At 56.3% G+C, this 21575-nt stretch carries 20 protein-coding genes and 1 other RNA gene; 12 read left to right on the forward strand and 9 right to left on the reverse strand.

Going from position 1 to position 21575, the window contains the following annotated elements; translation table 11 throughout:
• Positions 1-31 precede the first annotated feature (31 nt).
• Complete coding sequence (gene def / locus FDK21_RS10075) at positions 32-559, reverse strand: peptide deformylase (protein WP_114007602.1); 528 nt, start codon at positions 557-559, stop codon at positions 32-34.
• Positions 560-715: 156 nt separating this feature from the next.
• On the opposite strand from def, the gene rmuC reads away from it, so the two are divergent.
• Positions 716-2065 (forward strand): DNA recombination protein RmuC, encoded by a 1350-nt coding sequence (gene rmuC, locus FDK21_RS10080; RefSeq protein WP_138148417.1) that lies wholly within the window; start codon positions 716-718, stop codon positions 2063-2065.
• 118 nt (positions 2066-2183) lie between these two features.
• On the forward strand, positions 2184-2897 hold the full coding sequence (locus FDK21_RS10085; protein ID WP_138148418.1) for a DUF1868 domain-containing protein: 714 nt from the start codon (positions 2184-2186) through the stop codon (positions 2895-2897).
• Positions 2898-2900: 3 nt separating this feature from the next.
• Here FDK21_RS10085 and recR read toward each other — a convergent pair whose 3' ends face one another.
• The 4 genes from recR to ffs all read right to left on the reverse strand — a co-directional run bounded on the left by recR (position 2901) and on the right by ffs (position 6426).
• Complete coding sequence (recR, locus tag FDK21_RS10090; protein ID WP_138148419.1) at positions 2901-3545, reverse strand: recombination mediator RecR; 645 nt, start codon at positions 3543-3545, stop codon at positions 2901-2903.
• A 126-nt stretch (positions 3546-3671) separates the two neighbouring features.
• Complete coding sequence (locus tag FDK21_RS10095; RefSeq protein ID WP_114008533.1) at positions 3672-3995, reverse strand: YbaB/EbfC family nucleoid-associated protein; 324 nt, start codon at positions 3993-3995, stop codon at positions 3672-3674.
• A gap of 177 nt (positions 3996-4172) precedes the next feature.
• Positions 4173-6164, reverse strand: coding sequence for a DNA polymerase III subunit gamma/tau (locus tag FDK21_RS10100; protein WP_138148420.1), 1992 nt, complete (start codon positions 6162-6164; stop codon positions 4173-4175).
• A 165-nt stretch (positions 6165-6329) separates the two neighbouring features.
• Positions 6330-6426, reverse strand: an RNA gene (gene ffs, locus FDK21_RS10105) — signal recognition particle sRNA small type.
• Positions 6427-6503: 77 nt separating this feature from the next.
• On the opposite strand from ffs, the gene FDK21_RS10110 reads away from it, so the two are divergent.
• Entirely contained in the window at positions 6504-6920 is a 417-nt protein-coding gene (locus FDK21_RS10110) for an HIT family protein (RefSeq protein ID WP_138148421.1), read from the forward strand.
• Between the two features lie 86 nt (positions 6921-7006).
• A complete protein-coding gene (gene nudC, locus FDK21_RS10115; protein ID WP_138148422.1) occupies positions 7007-7990 on the forward strand; it encodes an NAD(+) diphosphatase in 984 nt (327 codons plus the stop codon).
• 26 nt (positions 7991-8016) lie between these two features.
• Here nudC and FDK21_RS10120 read toward each other — a convergent pair whose 3' ends face one another.
• The gene (locus FDK21_RS10120; RefSeq protein WP_138148423.1) at positions 8017-9147 is read right to left on the reverse strand and encodes an acyltransferase; all 1131 of its coding nucleotides are present in this window, start codon (positions 9145-9147) and stop codon (positions 8017-8019) included.
• A 287-nt stretch (positions 9148-9434) separates the two neighbouring features.
• On the opposite strand from FDK21_RS10120, the gene FDK21_RS10125 reads away from it, so the two are divergent.
• On the forward strand, positions 9435-10361 hold the full coding sequence (locus FDK21_RS10125; protein ID WP_114007609.1) for an MBL fold metallo-hydrolase: 927 nt from the start codon (positions 9435-9437) through the stop codon (positions 10359-10361).
• 132 nt (positions 10362-10493) lie between these two features.
• Here FDK21_RS10125 and FDK21_RS10130 read toward each other — a convergent pair whose 3' ends face one another.
• Positions 10494-13034: an EAL domain-containing protein gene (locus FDK21_RS10130; RefSeq protein WP_138148424.1), complete on the reverse strand. Its 2541-nt coding sequence runs from the start codon at positions 13032-13034 to the stop codon at positions 10494-10496.
• A gap of 43 nt (positions 13035-13077) precedes the next feature.
• On the opposite strand from FDK21_RS10130, the gene FDK21_RS10135 reads away from it, so the two are divergent.
• Positions 13078-13374 (forward strand): hypothetical protein, encoded by a 297-nt coding sequence (locus tag FDK21_RS10135; RefSeq protein ID WP_138148425.1) that lies wholly within the window; start codon positions 13078-13080, stop codon positions 13372-13374.
• 211 nt (positions 13375-13585) lie between these two features.
• Positions 13586-13966, forward strand: coding sequence for a hypothetical protein (locus FDK21_RS10140; RefSeq protein ID WP_114008534.1), 381 nt, complete (start codon positions 13586-13588; stop codon positions 13964-13966).
• 123 nt (positions 13967-14089) lie between these two features.
• On the opposite strand, the gene FDK21_RS10145 is transcribed toward FDK21_RS10140, so the two are convergent.
• The gene (locus tag FDK21_RS10145; RefSeq protein WP_114007611.1) at positions 14090-14977 is read right to left on the reverse strand and encodes a prephenate dehydratase; all 888 of its coding nucleotides are present in this window, start codon (positions 14975-14977) and stop codon (positions 14090-14092) included.
• Positions 14978-15129: 152 nt separating this feature from the next.
• Positions 15130-15885, reverse strand: coding sequence for a 3-deoxy-manno-octulosonate cytidylyltransferase (locus FDK21_RS10150; RefSeq protein WP_114008535.1), 756 nt, complete (start codon positions 15883-15885; stop codon positions 15130-15132).
• A gap of 200 nt (positions 15886-16085) precedes the next feature.
• Between FDK21_RS10150 and FDK21_RS10155 the strand changes: the two genes are divergently transcribed.
• The 5 genes from FDK21_RS10155 to FDK21_RS10175 all read left to right on the forward strand — a co-directional run bounded on the left by FDK21_RS10155 (position 16086) and on the right by FDK21_RS10175 (position 21530).
• Positions 16086-16610, forward strand: coding sequence for a cytochrome c family protein (locus FDK21_RS10155; protein WP_157967490.1), 525 nt, complete (start codon positions 16086-16088; stop codon positions 16608-16610).
• A gap of 155 nt (positions 16611-16765) precedes the next feature.
• Complete coding sequence (pncA, locus tag FDK21_RS10160) at positions 16766-17377, forward strand: bifunctional nicotinamidase/pyrazinamidase (protein WP_138148426.1); 612 nt, start codon at positions 16766-16768, stop codon at positions 17375-17377.
• 122 nt (positions 17378-17499) lie between these two features.
• Positions 17500-18795 carry a nicotinate phosphoribosyltransferase gene (pncB, locus tag FDK21_RS10165; protein WP_114007614.1) on the forward strand — a complete coding sequence of 432 codons (1296 nt, stop codon included), beginning with the start codon at positions 17500-17502 and terminating at the stop codon, positions 18793-18795.
• Between the two features lie 16 nt (positions 18796-18811).
• Positions 18812-19300, forward strand: coding sequence for a YbaK/EbsC family protein (locus FDK21_RS10170; protein ID WP_114007615.1), 489 nt, complete (start codon positions 18812-18814; stop codon positions 19298-19300).
• 259 nt (positions 19301-19559) lie between these two features.
• Complete coding sequence (locus tag FDK21_RS10175) at positions 19560-21530, forward strand: extracellular solute-binding protein (protein ID WP_246657547.1); 1971 nt, start codon at positions 19560-19562, stop codon at positions 21528-21530.
• Positions 21531-21575 lie beyond the last annotated feature (45 nt).

The raw sequence follows: 21575 nt of genomic DNA on the forward strand, positions 1-21575 counted from the left end.
ACAGCGCAATGGGCATTTCAGCGCAAGCGCCCTAAAGTATGCCCTGCTTTTCCTGCTGCTTGGCAAGTTTGGCGAATTTCTTGATCACCCGGTCGCGACGCAATTTCGAGATATAGTCAATGAAGAGCGCACCATTCAGATGGTCGAATTCATGCTGCACACAGGTGGCCAACAAGCCATCGCAATGCATTTCCTGATCCTTGCCAAACTGATCCATATAGCGGATCTTGATCTCGGCGGGACGCTCGACCTCGGCATAATATTCCGGGATCGACAGGCAGCCTTCTTCATAGGTGCTGATCTCTTCCGATTTCCAGATGATTTCCGGGTTGATGAAGCAGAGCGGCTTCTTGTCGTCGCCTTCCTTGGCACAGTCGACGGTGAAGAGCCGTCTTGTCACACCAACCTGCACGCCCGCCAGACCAATGCCCGGTGCGTCATACATGGTTTCAAACATGTTTTCGACAAGGCGTCGAAGGTCATCATCGACGCGCTCGATGGGAGCCGATTGCTCGCGCAGGATCGGGTCCGGCAATTTTACGATATCCATTACAGCCATGGGAGGTGATGTAAGGCCTGGCATGGCTGGCGTCAATCACAAACAGGGCCAATCGGGCCGATTTCCGGGGGTTTTGTCGAAAAGGAGGAGGCGGTGTCCGACTGCCGTGTTCTCTTTTTGTTTCTGACTCTGACGAATCGATCTATAGTGCGCGGCATGAATGAGATCGCGATCACCATTGGCCAGCATGGCTTTACCCTGTTTGACCTGCTTCTTGGCGCCATCGGCCTTTTCGGGTTGATGCTTGTGTGGGTGCTGATATCAGTCCAAAAGCAGTCTCGCGAGCGCGATGATGCGTTTGCCGAAGCGCGGGCGCAACGGGCACAGGTGGAAGAACTGACACGGCTGCAGACCGAGATGACCGGACGCATGCAGACCATGTCGGAGATCTTTTCCTCCCGCCAGAGTGAAATGGCCCAAGCCCTGACCAACCGGATGGACGGCATGGGCCATCGCCTGACCCAGACCGTCTCCAAGAGCCTGACCGACAGCCAGAAGGCGACAGGGGACAATTTGCGGGCCCTGCATGAAAGGTTGGCAGTGATCGACAAGGCACAGGGCAACATCACCGAACTGTCGGGCCGGGTGGTCGAGTTGCAGCAGATTTTGGCCAACAAGCAGACCCGAGGCACCTTCGGACAGGGGCGGATGGAGGCCATCATCGAGGATGCCCTGCCGCCTCAGGCCTATGATTTCCAATATACCTTGTCCAACAACAACCGCCCCGATTGCGTCATTCACATCCCGAATGACGCGGCCGTTCTGGTGATTGATGCCAAATTTCCGCTCGAGGGCTGGAGCGCCGTAAAGGATGCTCAAAATCCGGACGAGGACAAGCAAGCCCGGACACGCTTTCGCAACGACGTCAAGAAACACATCAAGGACATTGCCGAGCGCTATTTTCTGGTTGGCGAGACGCAGGATACGGCCTTCATGTTTGTGCCGTCCGAGAGTCTGTTTGCCGATCTGCATGAGCAGTTCGAAGATATTGTCCAGCTGGCGCATCGCAGCCGGGTGGTGATTGTGTCGCCCTCTTTGTTGACCCTGTCGATACAGGTGGTGCAATCGGTGCTGAAAGATGCCCGGATGCGCGAGCAGGCCCATATCATCCAGCGCGAAGTGGCTTTGTTGATGGAAGATGTCGCCCGGCTTGATGATCGGGTGTCCAAGCTGCAAAGCCATTTTGGCCAGACCCAGAAGGACATCGACCAGATTCTCACCTCGACCGGCAAGATCGTCAAACGGGGTCGCCGGATCGAGGATATCGATGTCAGCGAAGCCGAACTGGCGATCCGCGATGGGCAACATGCCCCTCAAGCCGACGTGGCCAACGCAACGGCTGCATCGGCCCCGACTGCCGAGCCGCACCCTCAAGAGATTGCTGGTTCGCCTCAGCCACGCCGCCCCTTTGGCATCGCATCACCGGACAAGCCGCGCGAGAACGACCCGACCGAAGCCCAGATCGAGGCGCGGATGGCCTCTCTGTTTCATATGGATGATCGCTGATTGCTTGCCGGTCTCACCGGGCGGTGGGCTGACTATGACCGCTGGCTCAGTCATCAAACTGCAACACCCCTTGCTTATCTATCTTTGCTCTCCCTCTTCCCTCAATCAGAGGCGTTCCATGACCCTGTCCTCCCTGCCTAAAGAGCTGCATTTTTTCTCGTCCACGCTCAGCCAAACGCCGTTGCGCCATATGGGCATCCGGCACACAACAGATGGTGTCTTTCTGAAAGAACCGGGCAACACGATCGTGTGTCACTTGGTCAAGGATTCTCTCTCTGCCAAAGCCGTGCTCGATGCGCGCACCCGCATGCAGTCGCTGCCAGAGGCTGAGAAGCTTGCCTATACCGCGGTAAGCAGTCTGCATATGACGCTGTTTCAAGGCATCATCGAAGGGCGCCGGGCGCTGCCCTATTGGCCGGAGGATCTGGCCCTTGATACGCCGATCGACGCGATGACCAAGGCCTATATCGAGCGGCTCGACGGTTTTGAAGCGCCGGGTCGTTTCAAGGTGGAAGTCATCGGTGCGACGCCCAATGGCCTCACGGTGGCAGGTGTCACAGAAAAGGACCGGCAGGGGATGACGGTCTGGCGTGACAAGCTGGCCGGTATTTTCGGCTATCGCCATCCTGATCACGAGACCTATATGTTCCACATCACCTTTGCCTATCTGCTCGAGCGCTTCAGCGATGAAGCGATGCTGACATGGGAAAAGGCTTTGAAGGAAATTGTCGATGATCTACGCGAGGCCGCGCCGATCATCGAACTGGCACCGCCTGCCTTCTGTTCGTTTGAAGACATGAACCATTTCGAAGAATTGGTTGTGCTGAAATAGATCTCAGCCGAACGCCTTGCGGCTGCGGATGGCCTGCAACAGGGTGCCTTCATCGAGATAATCCAGCTCGCCGCCAATGGGTACACCATGGGCGAGCTGGGAGATGGTCACTGGCTCGAAGCTCGGGTCGGCGGCTTGCATGGCTTTGGCCTGAGCCTGCAATTGATCGGTGATATAGTGGGCCGTGGTCTGGCCTTCAACGGTGGCATTGACACCGAGAATGATCTCCCTGATTTCACCCTTGGCGGTGCGGGCCAGCAGACCGGCAATGTTGAGATCATCCGGACCGACGCCATCAAGCGGCGACAGGGTGCCGCCAAGCACATGATAGCCGGCATTGATCACCGAGGCGCGTTCGAGCGCCCAGAGGTCGGAGACATCCTCGACCACCACCAGCAACGACGGGTCGCGGCGTATGTCGGTGCAAATGGTGCATGGGCTGGCACTGTCGATGTTGCCGCAGGTCTCGCAAACCTGCACCTTCTCGACCGCTTCGGCCATGGCGGCGGACAGAGGGACGAGGAGCTGTTCCTTGTTCTTGATCAGATGCAAAGCCACACGGCGGGCCGAGCGCGGCCCCAATCCCGGCAACCGCGAAAGCAATTTGATCAGCGCCTCGATTTCCGGACCAGCCATCGATTTTGCCATTGTCGTCTCTTCTCATCTCAAGCCGCACAATGCGGGCAAATGATCATGCTTTGTTGGCGATGGCGGCAGCGGCGGCCTCCATGGCGGCAGCGCCGGTCTTGTGAGTGTTTCTGACCGCCTGTGCGATCAGAAAGGCAGCTTCATGCCTGCAGGCAAGCCAAGGTCACCTGTCATTTTCTGCATTTCTTCCTGCATGGCCGCTTCGACCTTGGCTTTGGCGTCATTGTGGGCTGCCATGATCAGATCTTCGAGAATTTCCGCATCGTCCGGGTTGATCATCGATGGATCGATGGAGATGGCGACGATTTCGCCCTTGCCGGACAGGGTCACCTTGACCATGTCGCCACCGGACACGCCGGTTGCCTGCATCTGGGCCACTTCTTCCTGCATCTGAGCCATTTTGGCCTGCATTTCCTTGGCCTTCTTCATCATTTTCATCATATCCATGATGGTCATCCTCGTCGTTTGTCGTTGGGCGATCGCCTCGGCTTGTCCCGAAGAGTCGAGACAGGGACGGATCGCATATATCGGCTTCTGCCGCCGGTTATTTCAGAAAGCCGCTTTCAAAAAAAGCCGGATAAAGGTCTGTCTGGATAAGGGGCCATCGATGACCCTGCCTGCAAGGGGCTAGTCGTCAAAGCCAAGCTCGGACCCGTCATCAAGCGCAAAGACCACGGCATCCTCATCCTCGTCTGCCGGGTCTTCGATGACGGGGGCAAGGAATTCTTCTTCAAAATCACGATGGATGCGGACGTCGACCACTTTGGAACCGGGGAAAGCCTTGCGCACCGCTTCGACCAGCGGATGTTGGTCGGCGGCTTCGCGGACTTCGCGCTCGCGCTCTTCCTTGCGCTCGGAGAGGGTGGCTCCGCCCCCTTCATTGGCCAGATCCACATGCCAGCGATCACCGGTCCATTCACTGAGTTTGCGACCGATTTTCGATTGGAAGCCTTCACTGTCGAAACCATCATAGGCAATGACCAGATGGCCCGGTTCGACCGAGACAGGCCGCACGGCGCTTTCCAATTGCAGCTTCAAAGCAATGTCACGATTTTTGTGAGCCAGCGCCACGATCTGCTCAAAGCGGGTGATGACCGGTTTGACCGATTGATTGCTTGGCTGCGGGCGGTTGGCGTCGACCGCTTGCGGGCTGCGGGCCGCCAATTGCTTTTCGCTCTGGCTGGCAACCAGACGCAGGTTGGCCCTGTCGTCTCGGTCCTCCCTGTCTTCCTTGATCGGCTCGACATGCCCCATTGGCATGGCAGCGGGTGTGGTCGCGGTGCCAGCCCCCGCATGCATCGCGGTTGGGGCACCACTTCCGCCATTATTCCCATAGGGTGGCGGATCACTCGGTGTAGCACGGGCCTCTGATCCAGCCGGCAGACGGGCATCTGGCGGGGTGGATGGGCCCGACCCAGCGCCTGATGGCATTGGCGGGCGATAATCCTTGTTGGTCAGCATTTTCAGCGCTTCATCCGGGCTTGGCAGATCGGCGACATAAGCAAGACGCACCAGCACCATCTCGGCAGAGGCCAGCGGGCGGGGCGAGGATTGCACTTCGGTCAGCCCTTTGAGCAGCATTTGCCAAGCGCGCGACAGAACCCGCACGGACAGCTGGGAGGCAAAATCGCGCCCGCGCTTCTTCTCAGCCTCGGTTGCGGCCGCATCGGAATTGGCGTCCGGGGTCAGCTTCAGCCTTGTGACCAGATGGACAAAGTCGGCCAGATCGGACAAAACCACCGCCGGTTCAGCGCCGATATCATATTGAGCTTTCAGTTCCTCCAAAGCAGTGGCGATATCGCCCTTCATCACCGCTTCGAACAGATCAATCACCCGGGCACGGTCGGCAAGACCGAGCATCTGGCGGGTGGTCTCAGAGGTGATTTTGCCTGCCCCGTGGGAAATGGCCTGATCGAGCAGAGAGAGCGAGTCGCGGGCCGAGCCTTCGCCAGCCCGGGCGATCATCTGCAGCGCGTCCTCCTCGATATCGACCTGCTCTTTTTCGCAAATGGTCTTCATATAGGCGGCCATCTCGGCTGCATCGATGCGGCGCAAATCAAACCGCTGACAGCGGGACAGGACCGTCACCGGCACCTTGCGGATTTCGGTGGTCGCGAAAATGAATTTCACGTGCTCGGGTGGCTCTTCCAGCGTCTTCAACAGGCCGTTGAAGGCGGCGGTGGAGAGCATATGCACCTCATCGATGATATAGACTTTGTAGCGGGCGCTGACCGGTTTGTAGCGGACCGCTTCGATGATCTCGCGGATGTCATTGATTGAGGTGTGAGAGGCGGCATCCATCTCCATGATGTCGACATGGCGGCCTTCCATGATGGCCTGACAATGGGAACCCATTTCTTTCATGTCGATGGTCGGCTGATCGATCTCGCCGGGAATTTCATAATTCAGCGCCCGGGCCAGAATGCGGGCCGTGGTGGTTTTGCCCACCCCGCGCACCCCGGTCATCATATAGGCCTGCGCAATGCGGCCGGTCGAGAAAGCATTGGTCAGGGTTCGGATCATCGGATCCTGACCGATCATGTCATCAAAGTTCGCGGGGCGGTATTTGCGCGCAAGAACGCGATAGCCCTGATCTGACTGATGATCCGCAATGCTCATAAAGCTGTCCTGACCTAAAAAGCTGAGATTCTATCCCTATCCATAGCAGAGGAGGCGCAAGCCCGTCACCTGTCTTGTGGCATACGGGGACGATCTGTTGACAGGCAGCAGGGCGCACAAAAGCACTGGCTGGAACAGCGGCTTGGATAAATTTTCTGGGAATAAGTGGAAGGCTGAACAGATGACCCGCTCTGGACTCGTTGGGGCTGCTTCCTTCCGGACCTGACCCGATTGGCGAGGGGAACGTCCATTGCCAACCTTCCGTCTGTTCATATGTCACTTGTTGCATGCTAAAGCAAGGGGCATAGTCGATTCATTTTACAAAAGCGGAGCTTTGGTATGAGCCAATTCACACTTGATCCCCAACTTGGCGCCGACAGTCTGCCTTTGCTCGAACTTGATCTGTGCACCCTGCGGGTGATGAATGATGCGACCTATCCATGGATATTGATGGTACCAAAGCAAGCGGGCCTTGCGGAGCTGATCGACTTATCGATAGAGGATCAGCATCGATTGACCGACGAAATCCGGGCGGTTTCAACCGCGCTGCAAGCGGTGACCAAGTGCGACAAGCTGAATGTCGCAGCCCTTGGCAATATGGTGCGCCAACTGCATATCCATGTGATTGCCCGCTTTGAAGGGGATGCAGCCTGGCCCGGCCCGGTCTGGGGCAAGGTGCCAGCGGTGGCTTATGATGAAATGGACGGCAATGCCTTGATTGCTGACATGAAGAGAGCCATCATGGCAGAGCTTTAAGCCGTTTCTGGCTTTGCCCTGCCCTCCTCTTGTTTGCCTCCCCTTTTTTGACCAAAACTTCTATTGAAGACCCAACGGAGTTGACCATGTCGGACTTTTTCGCCGGACCCCGCCACAATCCATCATTTGAGGGGTTGGGATATGCCCACAATCGACTCGATCGGGACACCGAGCATCGCACCGAGGCCACGCTCAAGGATCGAATGGCCCACGACCGGGCCCGCTTTTATTTGTTTGATGGGGATCGGTTGCTGGTGCGGGTGAAGCCGGATCGGTTTGATCCGCTCTATTGCCAAAAGATGGCTTCCGAGCTGGGTGCGGATATGGATCGGGTGATCCTGCTTGGCACCGACCCTGTCGAGGACAATGCCCCACGGCTGGCGGCCCCGCTGTTGCCAGAGCGGGCAGCGGCCTATGAAGAGCATGCGGACTATCAGTTGGAGACCGTGCGGGCCGTTGGCTTGAAAGACATGCTGCCCGCGGATCAGCTGGGTGCGGTGGCGCAGGCGCGTAGCTTGCTCAATTGGCATGACACCCATCAATATTGTGCCAAATGCGGTGCCAAGACCCATGTTGCGCTGGCTGGTGCCCGACGGGATTGTCCCTCTTGCGAGGCGGTGCACTTCCCGCGCACGGATCCGGTGGTGATCATGTTGGCGATCCATCGCGATGCGGAAGGCGTCGAGCGTTGCCTGCTGGCGCGGCACACCCGGTTTGAAGATCCGATGTTCTCAACGCTTGCCGGTTTCATGGAACAGGGTGAGACACTGGAAGATGCGGTCCGTCGGGAGATTTTCGAGGAAGCGGGTGTCCGGATCGGGGCGGTGCGCTATCTCGCCAGCCAGCCCTGGCCTTTCCCTTCGTCGCTGATGCTTGGCTGTTTTGCCGAAGCGCTGTCGACGGATCTGACGCTCGATGACACCGAGCTGGGCGAGGCCCATTGGTATAGCCGTGAGGCGCTGAAGGTGATGATGGAACGGCCGGTCGGCTCGCCGGAGCCGCATGTGCCCGGTGGTTTTTCGATTGCCCACTGGCTGATCAAGGAATGGGCCGAGGCAGATCCTGCATAAAAACCTGCTTTTGGGGCCCTGCCCGCTTATTCTGCCGGAATGGCACTGGCCCGATCTGAAGCTTTCTGTCTTTTGGTTTTGCGGCTTTCTGCAAGGCACAGGATCATCGCACGCATCGGCTGTTCGATCTGGCGCGCCGAGATCATCGCTACGATGGTGCTGGCAATGAGGCCGACAATGAGAATGGCTGTGAAGGGCACAGTCTGCATTGGTTCAAGGATGTGCCGCCAGCCAAAGCCGAGCAGGGTCACGGCCAAAACCGGGTGCCAGAGATACATGCCAAAGGACACGGCAGCAACAGGCATCAGTGGTCGCAGGTAACGGCCCTTTTCGGGGGATACCAAATCGATGCAGCCCGCAACATAGAGCGACAGCGCAATCACAGCGATGGTCAGATATCCCGACGAAACGCCACTGATCATCATGATCATCGACAGCGCGAACAGGCCCCATGGGGCAAGATGAGACTTCACCTTGACCGGATGACGCAGAATGCAATCGGCCAGAATTGCTCCGAGCACAAAGTCCGCCAACACCCGATAGGCCCCCCACGTATTGGCTTCAAGCCAGGTGGGGAATGGCATCAGTTCGAGTTTCGTTGCCCCTTCCAGGACTGCAACACAGCAAAGCAGCAGGGTGACCAAACCGATCAATCCATTGCGGCGATAGATGAACACGATCAAGGGAAAAGCCAGATAGGCGAACCATTCCGCTGACAAAGACCAGGAAACATAATTGTAACCCAGCACATCGCCTGTCCCCCAGGCGTTGATCAACAACAGCTCTCGCCCGAGTTCCACAAGACTGTAGCGCTCCGGATCAGCGGTGGAAACCACTCCGAAATGGACGGCCAGTGCGACAACACAAAAGAAGCTTAGCGTGACCAGATGCAGCGGATATATCCGCGCCAACCGCCTGACGATAAAGACGCGCAGAGACTGCCAGTTCTGGATCCGATCAGCATAATGAAACCAGATCAGCAGGCCGGAAATGATGAAAAACATGTCGAGCATCGGCGTCAGGCGTTCCATGCCAATGTTCAACGCCTGATAGAATTCCGGGCCGTAGGCGCTGAAATGATAGATCATCACCAGAATTGCTGCGATCAGGCGCCAGACAGCGAATAGTCCAAAATGTGGTTTTGCTTTTTCTGTCATGCCTTCATTCTGCTTTTTGTCTTGTCTAGTCCCGTCAGACGCCAATCAACGCCACGATTTGCGTTGTTCGGTGAAGGATAACTGAAATGGATAAAGGCACCTACAATGGGAAAAGAATAATTCCTGTTAACCTTACCGATTCAGTAACCAAAGTCCGGGCGCAACGTCATTGGTGGGCGGCAAGGCGGCACTGGTCACAAAAGCGTGTTCACCGATCAGGTAATCCGGATGATAGGATCTTCACGTAGGAACCGTGTGCTTTGCGCATTTTTCTAGGGGAGATAGAAATGGATATGAAGATCAATCGACGCACAGCGATGCTGGCTGCTGCTGGTGCAACCGGTGCGATGCTGGCCCCGAAAGTCAGTTTTGCCAATGGGGATAACAAGGCAATGATGCCGATGGCCAAGGCACGGGGCTTCAAGGTCGGCTCCTTGGATGTCGTGGCTTTGCTGGCGGGCTCGGTGCCGCGCGATAACCCGCACGGCATTTTCGGCCTGAACGTGTCCGACGACGACTTTGCAAAGGTCAGTGCGGCAAACTTCATTGGCACCGATATGGCACAATTCTATTTCACGCCGACATTGGTGCGGGCGGGTGGCAATGTCATCCTGTTCGATACGGGACTGAATGCCGCAGGCATCACGGCTGCTCTGGCCGAGGCTGGCACAATGCCGGAAGATGTGACCCATGTGGTCATCACCCATATGCATGGCGATCATATTGGCGGTCTCATGGATGGGGATATGCCGACCTTTGCCAATGCGGTCTATCTGACGGGCCAAAAGGAATTTGATCACTGGTCGAAGGCCGACAACAAGAATTTCGACGCCAAGGTCAAACCGCTGGCAGAAAAGATGACCTTCCTGAATGATGGAGGCTCGGTTGCATCAGGCATCACCGCGGTTGCCGCCCATGGTCACACGCCGGGCCACATGGCCTATATGCTGGAGAGCGACGGGCAGCAATTGTTGCTGATGGCCGATACGGCCAACCATTATGTCTGGTCGCTGGCCTATCCCGACTGGGAAGTGAAGTTTGATATGGACAAAGCAGCCGCTGCGGCAACCCGACGCAAGATCCTTGGCATGCTGGCAGCGGATCGGGTGCCATTGATCGGCTATCACATGCCCTTCCCGGCCGCCGGGTTTGTGGAACAACGCGACACCGGCTTCCGCTATGTCCCGGTGAGCTATCAAATGATGCCGGCCTGAATGTCCGCCCGCCCGACTGTTGGCTGACTGTCAGGATCATTGAACTGACGTCATGAAACGACAAAGGACAATGGGGCTCACCGAGCCCCATTGTCCTATGGCTACACAGTCGGTCTGATCCTCACTTCGCGATCAAGTCGCGGCAACCCGCCATGCGTTGGAGCCGGTTGATGTGTGATGATGGCGGTAGAAATCCTCCGCCGACAGGGGACGACAGAAGGCAAAGCCTTGCAGGATGTCGACCCCCATGATGCGCAAAATCTCGGCATGTTCCATGCTCTCAACCCCTTCAGCCACCGAGCCGATGCCAAGAGTGCGGCCGATATGGATGATGGAATGGACCAACTCGCGCTGGTCTTCGCGCTCGATGATCGGCAAGACCAGTTCACGGTCAATCTTCAGACGGTTCGGTAGCAGGTGGGTCAGGCTGACGATCGAGGCGTAAGCGGTGCCGAAATCATCGATTTCAATGTCGATGCCCATATCGCGAATTTGCCGGATATTGGCCGCAACCTGCGCGTCGCTACGGTCCAGGAAGGTGGATTCCACCAGCTCGAAGGTCAGACTTTCGGGATTGATATCGAGCTTTCTGAGATTGCCAATCAGATCCTTGTCACCAAGACGTTTGGCAGAGACATTGACCGACAGGCGCGGCACGACAAAGCCCTGTTGATCGAAGCGCTTCTTGGTGGCAATCACGTGGTCAAGAATCTGGGCGTCAATCGCCCCCATGACGCCAAGGGCTTCAGCCGTTTCGACAAACTCGAACGGACTGACCAGGCCGCGCTCTGGATGCTGCCAGCGTGCCAGCGCCTCGGCTCCGACCAGCTCGTGGGTCTTGGCGGAATATTGTCCCTGATAGAAGGCGATAAACTCGCGGTTTTCGATGCCGCGCAGCACATCGTCGGCAAGACGGCGTTGCTGTCGGGCTTTCTGAACCAACGGCTCACTGAAGAAGCTATAACGCCCCTTGCCTGTCTGTTTGGACTGATAGAGCGCAAGGTCCGCATTGGACAACAGCTTGTCCGGATCGTTTTTGGCATCCACCGAGAGGGCAATACCGATGCTGGCCCCGATGCGGCATTTCCTGCCGTTGAACTCGATCGGGGTCTGGAGGGCTTCGAGCACCTCACCACACAGGGCGACGGGACGCTCCAGTTCTTCATCGGTTTGGCAGAGAATAATGAACTCGTCGCCACCAACACGGGCGGTGAATTCCTCCTCGCTGATCACTCTACGCAATAAGGAAGCCACTTCAACGAGGATCGCATCGCCTGCGGCGTGACCGTAATTGTCATTGACTTCCTTGAAGCCATCGAGATCTATCTTGATGAGACATGTCTGATCATCAATACAGGGACCGTCACCGTTGCGTCGGTGAAGCAAGTCGTCAAGATAGCGACGATTTGGCAGTCCGGTCAGGAAGTCATGCAGGGCACTTTCCCGGATTTTCACCTGAGCCTGTTCCAGTGCCAGATAGCGGCGCTCGCTTTCGGCGCGCGCTTCTTCGAGTTCGTGCTCGCGGGCGACATCTTCCGAAATGTCCCAGTTGACCCCAATCAGCCGGCGCTCACCACTGGCACTGACCAGCAACGAGCCGACAGCCCGGATGGTGAGTTCCTTGCCACCTGCAGGTCGGATCCGGAATTGCGATTTGAACAGGGTGCCATTCTCGACCGCAACACGAATCTCCTCGATCACCCGGTCCCTGTCATCGGGGTGGAGTCTGTCACGCCAGAATTGATCCGTGACATCTTCATGGAGAGGCAGCCCATGCAACTCCTTCATGCGCTCGTCCCAATGGGTTTTTTCCAAGGCCGGATCGAACTCCCAAACCCCGATTTTCGAGGTTTGCAACGCCATTTCCAGACGTTTGGTCATATGGGCGAGTTTTTGCTGATTGGCCAGATTGTCTGCCAGATGAACCCCGCGTTCCTGATAAAGGCGCCCAATCCCGTAAATCGGCACAACAACCAAAAAGAAGATGCACAATCCGACGGCACGGATGAACCACACATTTTTTGAAGTGGTCGCCCATCCCCCCTTTGGAATCGCATAGAGGATCCATTGTCCCGAGCCGAAGTCAATAAAGTTGCTGACCGGATCATTCTCCAGAATCTTCGCATCACCAAAAAACTGATTGCCGGCAAAACCTCGTCCATCACGCCCCACCAGCGCGAATTCAACCTCAGTGTTATCGACGATCCCCGATAATTTCAGCAGCGTGTCGGCATCAATGACCGCCGCCAGAAGACCCCAGAATTGCTCTCTGCCGTTGGGGAGACGATTGAAAATCGGATAGCGGGCAATGAACCCACGCCCACCCTGCACCAGATCGACTGGCCCGGCAAATATCGTCTCCTTTGTATCCCGGGCCTGCAAAGCCATGGCCTGTTGTGCTTCATTGGTGCGATAGTCCAATCCAAGCACTGCCTCATTGCCCTCGAGCGGGTGGACCATGGAAACGACAAGGTCCGGTGCGACGGCAAAGCTCTGGATGTCGCTGCGGGCATTATCAAGACTGTTGGCGAGAGCAGTGAAACGCTCCTGATCAATGTCGGAATCCGTTGCAATGGTTGCGGCCAAACCACGAACCAGCTCGACATTGGCGGTGATGCGGCCCTGCAAGCGAGATCCGATCAGGTTGGTTTTCTGCTGAAGGTACCTGCGCATGTCATTGTGCTCGAATTCACGACTGACATCTTCGGCAACGAAGGTGGCGACCACGACCACCAATGCAGCAAAAAACGCGGGCAAAGTCGAAAGCGCGAAGAATCGCGTTCGTGCTTTGGAAGCAACAATTTCACTGGTTTGCGTTCGAGTCGTCACTGCAAACACCCATTTTTTTGTTCGCGGTCATTTTTGTTTTTGTCTGGTCGAAGGTAACAAGAAAACATTGACAAAGGGTGAGCGACATCAATCCTTTTTAGGAATAAACTGCACAAAATCCGAGCAACATGAGGCTTCGATCAGAGACAAGGCTTACCAAGATAGAAAAAACCAAATGCATTGACTGATGCAGTTTCATTTTATTCAACGTTGTATTTATCTAATCTCCTCTCGTTTCACTTCCAGCCTTTGCCGTAAGCAGAATTGCTTTCCCGACCGTGCCGATGCATGCTAGGTTTGTAGGGAGTTTTGATGTATTTTCGGGGGGATTTAAAATGACTATTCGGTGGTTTCAAATAAATATAAACAAAACAATCCTGACCTTGATCCTTGCCATGTCTTTCGGCATCGCGTTGCTGCCGACGGGTCAGGCCTCTGCCGACAGCTGCTGGTGGCACAATGGGTCGTTGATGCGCTTGGTGGCACAAGGCAATAACCGCTGGTTCTATTATGAACAACCCCGCGCAGGCCTTGCGGTCGGTCCTGGTACGCTGCTGTTCAACGGCAACAAGCAGGGGAACTGGTATGTCGGAACGGCACGGGTTTTCTCAAAATATTGCCCCGGATCTCCCCTGCCCTATCATGTCGAGGGCCCGGTCGCGACGAACCAGCTGAAAGTGACTGTGCAAGGCAACAGGGAAGTGCAAAATCGCTGCCGCCCGACTGGTCGCTGGACGACAGACACACTGGTCTTCACCTACGCCTATCGGTGCTAGAGCCACCCAAAGCCCGCATCAACCGGGGCTGCCCCTTTAGCGGTTGGTCCGCTGCACTGCCAAAGGCCCCATGACCCGAGCAGGCCATGGGGTTCGGTCTTGGCTGTATCAGACCATGGCTGATCAAACATCCGGACTTGGACGCAGAGCACGGTTGGCTTCCGGTTCGGCATTTGTGTTGCGATAGCTATGCGCTGGATAGACTCCGAGAATCTTGAACTCGGCGGAGAAGAAGCGCAACTCTTCGAGTGCCAGCTCCACGCGAGGGTCATCCGGGTGCCCTTCAATATCGGCGTAGAACTGCGTAGCGAAGAACTTGCCGCCGGTCTGATAGCTTTCCAGCTTGGTCATGTTGACGCCGTTGGTCGCGAAACCACCCATTGCCTTGTAGAGCGCGGCGGGCACGTTGCGAACCCTGAAGAAGAAGGTCGTGACCACAGGCCCAACCCCGTGGTCGGCCTTGATCGGATATTTCGACAGGATGATGAAGCGGGTGGTGTTGTGGGTTTCATCCTCGACATCCTGTTTGAGAATATCCAAATCATAAATGTCAGCGGCCAAGTCCGAGGCAATGGCTGCCTGAGAGGGATCCTTGCGCTCTGAAATCTGCCGGGCGGAGCCTGCTGTGTCCGCTCCGATCACCGCACGCACGCCCATTTCACGAATCACCTTTCGGCATTGGCCAAGGGCCATCACATGGCTCTGAACGCTTTTCACCTCATCGAGAGATGCCCCCCGCACCCCCACCAGTTGGTGATGAATGGGCAGGAAATATTCACCGATGATGTGCAGGTCCGAGGTTGGCATCAAATGGTGAATGTCTGCAACGCGGCCAGCCACCGAATTCTCCACCGGAATCATCGCCAGATCGGCATCATCATTCTGAACCGCATTAAAGCAATCTTCAAAAGTCGCCATCGGTACCGCTTCAAAGTCGGGATAGACATTGTTGCAGGCAATATGGGAATTGGCTCCGGGCTCTCCCTGAAAGACGACTTTCTTGATGGTCATGTTGGCTCCTTGGCGAGCGAGCGCATGGCTTGCCACGCCTCTATTGGGATGAAGACCCCGGCTGCCGCACGACAGCCGGGGTCAGATATCTGTCTATTTTTCTTGCCTTTTCCTCTTGTCTTTCACACACGTCCCGGTGGATCCGGTGTCAATCAGGATTGGAAGGCAAGGATGGCTTTAGCTTTCTCAAGATCGGCAGGCGTGTCAACCCCGAGCGGCACGTCGTCAACGATCGACACATCGATCCGCATGCCAGCTTCAAGTGCCCGCAATTGTTCCAGTTTTTCGCGCCCTTCAAGGGGAGAGACATTCAGGCTGATAAAGCGTTCCAAAGCCTTGCGGCGATAGCAGTAGAGGCCGATATGGTGATAGAGCGGACCATCACCAAAAGGGGCGGTCGCACGGGTGAAATACAGCGCCCGCATGCGGTCCTTGCTCAACGGAGAACCAACGACCTTGACGACATTGGGATTGGTCTTTTCGGCTTCTTCACGGATCTCGACCGCCAGCGTGGTGATATCGACCTCAGGGTCTTCCATCGGCTCAAGGCAGGAACGGATCACGGCTGGATTGATGGTCGGCAGGTCCCCTTGCACATTGATCACATAATCGATGCGCTTGTTCGGGTCGATATGCTCGAGCGCTTCAAAGATGCGGTCGGAGCCAGAGGCGTGATCGGGATTTGTCACGACGGCGTCGCCACCTGCATCACGCACTGCCTGAGCGATCTGGTGACAATCTGCGGCAACCAAAACCTGCCCGACGTTGGCTTGCATGGCACGCCGCCATACATGAACGATCATCGGTTCCCCTGCAATATCGAGCATGGGCTTGTTCGGCAGACGGACAGATGTCATCCGAGCGGGAATGAGAATGACCGATTTCCCTGGATGATTTACAGCCGACATCAAAAATTCCTCCAATATTGTTGAAAACGAAGCAATCTGTGGCGAAAGTCGATCCATCTTAGCCGGTATTCCTATGGACATTTATTAGTAAAAGCTAGTAGTTTCCGCTTCAAATAGTTATTGCAACAGTCATGAGCGCGACATGGGCGCGCGATGCTGTTAGGATAATGTCCGTCACAAAGACCCCGGAGCAAGGACCAATGAACTTTTTCGAACTGAACAAAGCCTTTGGCGCGCTGTTGGCCGCGCTGATCTTCATCATGGTGACAGGCATGGTCACGGGTTACATTTTCCATGAGGAAACACCCGAGACACCGGGTTACGTGATTGAGATTGCAGACGCATCCGATACCGGCGGTCCGGCCAAGGAAGCCGAAGAGGAAGTGGATTTTGCCACCCTGTTGGCTTCAGCCGATATCGACAAGGGTGAAAAGGTCACCAAGAAATGCCAGTCCTGCCATACGTTTGAAGCCGGTGCCGGCGCCAAAACCGGTCCGAACCTGCATGATGTCTTTGGCCGTGCGGTTGCCAGCGTCGATGGCTTTGGCTATTCCGATGCCATGACCGAATTCGGTGCAGGCAAAAGCTGGGATGCAGACACGCTCAACGCCTTCCTGACCAAGCCAAAGGATCTTGTTGGCAAGACCTCCATGGCCTTTGCCGGTCTGAAGAAGGATACCGACCGCGCCAACCTGATCGGTTATCTGCAAAGCCTGAACAACTGATCGCCGCCTCAAGCGCAAACAGGGTACAAGGCCGGGGATTTCCCCGGCTTTTTTTGTGCCCGGATCTAGGCAAGAAGAGGCTGGAATAATCGATCAGGACCGAATAGTCTTTGCATGGCTGCAACCAGGCCATACGGAAGAAGAAAGGCACCCCCATGAAAAGCGTGTCCCATCAAGCTCTTATCATTATTGACTTGCAAAATGATTTCTGCCCCGGTGGTGCGCTGGCCGTGCCGAACGGCGATGCCATCATCAGCCGGATCAATCAGATGCAGCAGAGCTTTGACCATATCGTGTTGACGCAGGACTGGCATCCAGCGGGGCATAAATCTTTTGCCTCAAGCCATCAGGGCAAGACCGCTTATGAGCATGTCACCATGCCCTATGGTGATCAGATCCTCTGGCCCGACCATTGTGTTCAGGGCAGCGAGGGCGCCGCCTTCCACAACGATCTGGAAACGGACTGCGCATCCATGATCTTGCGAAAAGGCACCAACCCGGCGATCGATAGCTATTCGGCCTTTTTTGAAAATGATCATCACACGCCAACCGGGCTCGAGGGCTATTTGCGCGAAAGGGGCGTGGTTGCCTTGATGATGGTGGGTCTGGCCACCGATTTCTGTGTGCGTTATTCGGCTGTGGATGCAGCCAAGCTGGGCTTTGATGTGTCCGTCGATCTGGCGGCTTGCCGGGCCATCGACATGGAAGGGTCGCTCGCCGCAGCGTTGCAGGATATGCGTGACCATGGGGTCCAGTTCTTCGACTGATCCTGTTGTTTCTGTTTGTCGCTTCGGACCTGACCCTTAGGGACAGGCCACAAAAAGGACTTGCAACCGACGGTCTGCTGGGCCAGCCTGTCGTGCAATTTGAATTCGGGTAAGGAGACTCCATGCCAACGGATCTCGCCGCGCGCGTCTACAGCCATCGCTGGAAAATCGATCCCATCGTCCGATCGCTGATCGATACTGATTTCTATAAGCTCTTGATGGCCCAGTCGGTCTTTCACAACAGATCGAATGTTCATGTCACCTTCAGTCTGATCAATCGGTCAAAAGATGTGCCATTGGCCAAGCTGATCGATGAAGGGGAGTTGCGCGCCCAACTCGACCATATCCGAACCCTGCGCCTGTCGCGGGGGGAAAGCACGTGGCTGCGTGGCAACATGTTCTATGGCAAACGGTCGATGTTTCATCCCGATTTCATGGAATGGTTCGAAAATCTGACCCTGCCACCCTATCATCTGGAACGGGTCGGCGATCAGTATGAGTTGAGCTTTGAAGGGGACTGGCCGGCAGTGATGCTGTGGGAGATCCCCGCTCTGTCGGTGCTGATGGAACTCAGGTCGCGAGCAATCCTGCATGAGATGAAGCAGTTTGAGCTGCAGGTGCTTTATGCCCGGGCAATGACCAAGCTTTGGGAAAAGGTCGAGCAGCTGCGGACCATCGGGGATGTCAAGATTGCCGATTTTGGCACCCGCAGGCGTCATTCCTTCCTGTGGCAGGACTGGTGCGTGCAGGCAATGCATGAAGGCTTGGGCGAGAATTTTGTCGGCACCTCCAATTGCCTGATTGCCATGCGACGCGAGCTCGAAGCCATCGGCACCAATGCGCACGAGTTGCCGATGGTCTATTCAGCGCTCGCCACCAGCGACGAAGAGCTGGCCAACGCCCCCTATCAGGTGCTCAAGGACTGGCAGGCAGAGCATGACGGCAACTTGCGGATCATCTTGCCCGATACCTATGGCACCAAAGGCTTTCTGGAACGGGCACCGGATTGGCTGACCGGTTGGACCGGCATCCGCATCGACAGCGGCAATCCGGCGGAAGCGGCAGAAATTGCCCTTCAATGGTGGCGTGATCGCGGCGAGGATCCATCCGAGAAAAGGATCATTTTCTCCGACGGGCTGGATGTCGAGATGATCGCCGAGCTCTATCAGCAATTCAACCATCGTGCCCGCATTTCCTTTGGCTGGGGCACCTTGTTGACCAATGATTTCCGCACATTGGTCAAAGGCGATGGGCTGGCGCCTTTTTCGCTGGTCTGCAAGGCGGTGTCGGCCAATGGCAACCCGACGGTCAAACTGTCGGACAATCCGAACAAGGCCATGGGGCCCGCCAGCGAAATCGACCGCTACAAACGTGTGTTCCGGGTCGGAGACCAGACCGCGCAAGATGTCATCGTATGACAAGGAAGACCGAAGCATGAACCAGCCAAACCAGCACAAACCGAAGAAAAGCTCGAAGGATCGGGTCCGCGAGGCTGGCGAGGCGCTTGGTCTGGCGATTGAGATCGTGACAATGCCCGCCTCCACCCGCACGGCGGAAGAGGCGGCAGAGGCCTGTGGCTGCGCAGTGGGGCAGATCGTCAAGAGCCTGATCTTCGAACGCCACGACAATCAGCATCTGGCACTGTTGCTGATCGCGGGGGACAATCGGGCGGATATGGATCTGGCGGCTCGGGTGATCGGCACCAGCCTTGACCGGGCGGACCCGAAAAAAGTGCGTGCGGACACCGGATTTGCCATTGGGGGCGTCGCCCCGATTGGCCATTTGTGCGAGATGGAAGTCTATATGGACCCGGCCCTATTGACCCACGCCACCGTCTGGGCAGCGGCAGGGGCGCCGAACTCGGTGTTTGAGGTCAAGCCGGATGCCTTGCAGGCGGCCACCAAGGCAACCTTGCTCGCCTAGCTGCGATTGTCATGACCATCCAGTGTGCTTTGGTAAGGTGATGGACAGCTCCATTGGGCCTATGATTTTGTATGCCTTACGAAAAGTTCATTGAAACTTGACAGACAACGCCACAATAGCGTCCGATTGCATCACAAAAGTGATTTGAAAATCGTACTTTGCGACTACATTGCATTTTGTGCTCATAATTTCGCCTACTCGACCCGACGCAGCTTTGCTAAGGTCTTTGCAGGTTAGTCCATTCAAAGGAGAAGTCTTCGTGCCTCAATCCATGCGCCAAAGCTGTTTCAAGTCCCTGCGCGCGCCCCTGATGGGGCTGCTGCTGCTGTCGAGTGGAGCCGTTGGCGCACTGGTGGAACCGGACCGGGCCGAAGCACTGGAATTCGAAACCTGGCTGCATGGCACCTCGCTGATGGGGGATGTGAAATATCCTACCGATTTCACCCGCTTCGATTACGTCAATCCCGACGCGCCAAAGGGTGGCACGGTCAAGATGGCGGTGCAGGGAAGCTATGACAGCTTCAACCAGATCATCACCAAGGGCGATCCGGCCAGTGGCCTTGGCTATCTCTATGATACGCTGATGGCGGCAAGCTTTGACGAAGTGTCGACCGAGTATGGCCTGTTGGCCGAGGCAATTTTTGTGGGGCCGGATTTCTCCTTCGTGAAATTCCGCCTCAGGGAGAATGCCACATGGCATGATGGCCAGCCTATCACGGCGGAAGATGTGGTCTGGTCGTTTGAGCAGCAAACCAAACTCAATCCTCAGGTCGGCTTCTATTATTCCCATGTCACCAAGGCGGAAGTGACCGGCGAGCGCGAAGTGACCTTCAGCTTCGATCAGACCGGCAACCGGGAATTGCCCCATATTGTCGGCCAGCTTTCGATCATGCCGAAGCATTGGTGGACGGGCACAGATGCAGACGGCAACCCGCGCGATATTGCCAAGAGCACGTTGGAGCCTCCGCTTGGCTCCGGGCCCTACAAGATTGGAGAATATTCGGCGGGCAAGAGTGTCACTTTCACGCGGGTGGATGATTATTGGGCCAAGGATCTCAATGTCAATGTCGGACGTTACAATATGGATGAGATCCAGATTGAATATTTCCGCGACGACACCGTGATGTTCGAGAATTTCAAGTCCGGCGGCTATGACTATCGGGTCGAGACCACGGCCCAACGTTGGGCGGTGCAATATGACTTCCCGGCGGCCAAGGATGGCCGTGTGGTCACCGAACTGTTCCCCGATACAGCACGCGGCGTGATGGTGGGGTTCATTCCCAACCTGCGACGCGAGAAATTCAGCGATATCCGCGTCCGCAAGGCGCTCAATTATGTCTTCAATTTCGAGGAAATGAACCGCACCCTGTTCTTTGATCAATATAGCCGCATTTCGAGCTACTTCTTCGGCACCGATCTGGCCAGCAAGGGCGCAGCTGAAGGGCGGGTTGCTGAATTGTTGAGCGCGTTGGGCGACAAGGTGCCGCCCGCTGCCTTTGAGCCTTACACCAATCCCAAGGTCGAGAGCCGGGAAGATTTGCGCGACAACTTGAAAAAGGCACTTGAGCTGTTCAAGGAAGCGGGCTGGGAGCCACGCACCGAGGTGGATGAGGAGAAGAAACCGCAAGGCTTTTTCCATTCCATCATGGTGACGCTGGGGTTGGCGAGCGACCCGACCAAGGTCGTCATGCGCAACGACAAGGGTGAAGCCTTCGAGATTGAATATCTGCTCAACAGTTCCGGGTTCGAGCGGGTCGCCTTGCGCCTGCAGGCCTCGCTGGAGCGGGTCGGGATCAAGCTCGATATCCGGATGGTCGACAGCTCGCAATATATCAACCGTCTGCGCAGCCGCGATTATGATCTGATCTATTCCGGCTGGGCGCAGAGCCTGTCGCCAGGCAACGAGCAACGGGAATATTTCGGCACGGAAGCGGCGGACCGTGATGGCTCGCGTAACTTTGCCGGCATCAAGAATGAGGCTGTCGATGCTCTGATCGACAAGATCATCTTCGCCACTGACCGGACCGAACTGGTGGCAGCAACCAAGGCAATGGACCGGGTGCTGCTGGCCAATCATTATACGATCCCCGGCTGGACCCTGCCTGCGGACCGGATTGCCCGCTGGGACAAATTCTCCCATCCCGCCCCGCTGCCGATGATGAGTGTGGGCTTCCCCGATATCTGGTGGTGGGACAAGGACAAGGCTGCTGCGGTAGAGGCCAAGAATTGACCTCCATCTTTGTCAAAGCGATGGAGCAAGCCAACGGATTATGGA

The sequence above is a fragment of the Cohaesibacter sp. CAU 1516 genome, assembly GCF_005771485.1.
GTDB classification, from domain to species: Bacteria; Pseudomonadota; Alphaproteobacteria; order Rhizobiales; family Cohaesibacteraceae; genus Cohaesibacter; species Cohaesibacter intestini.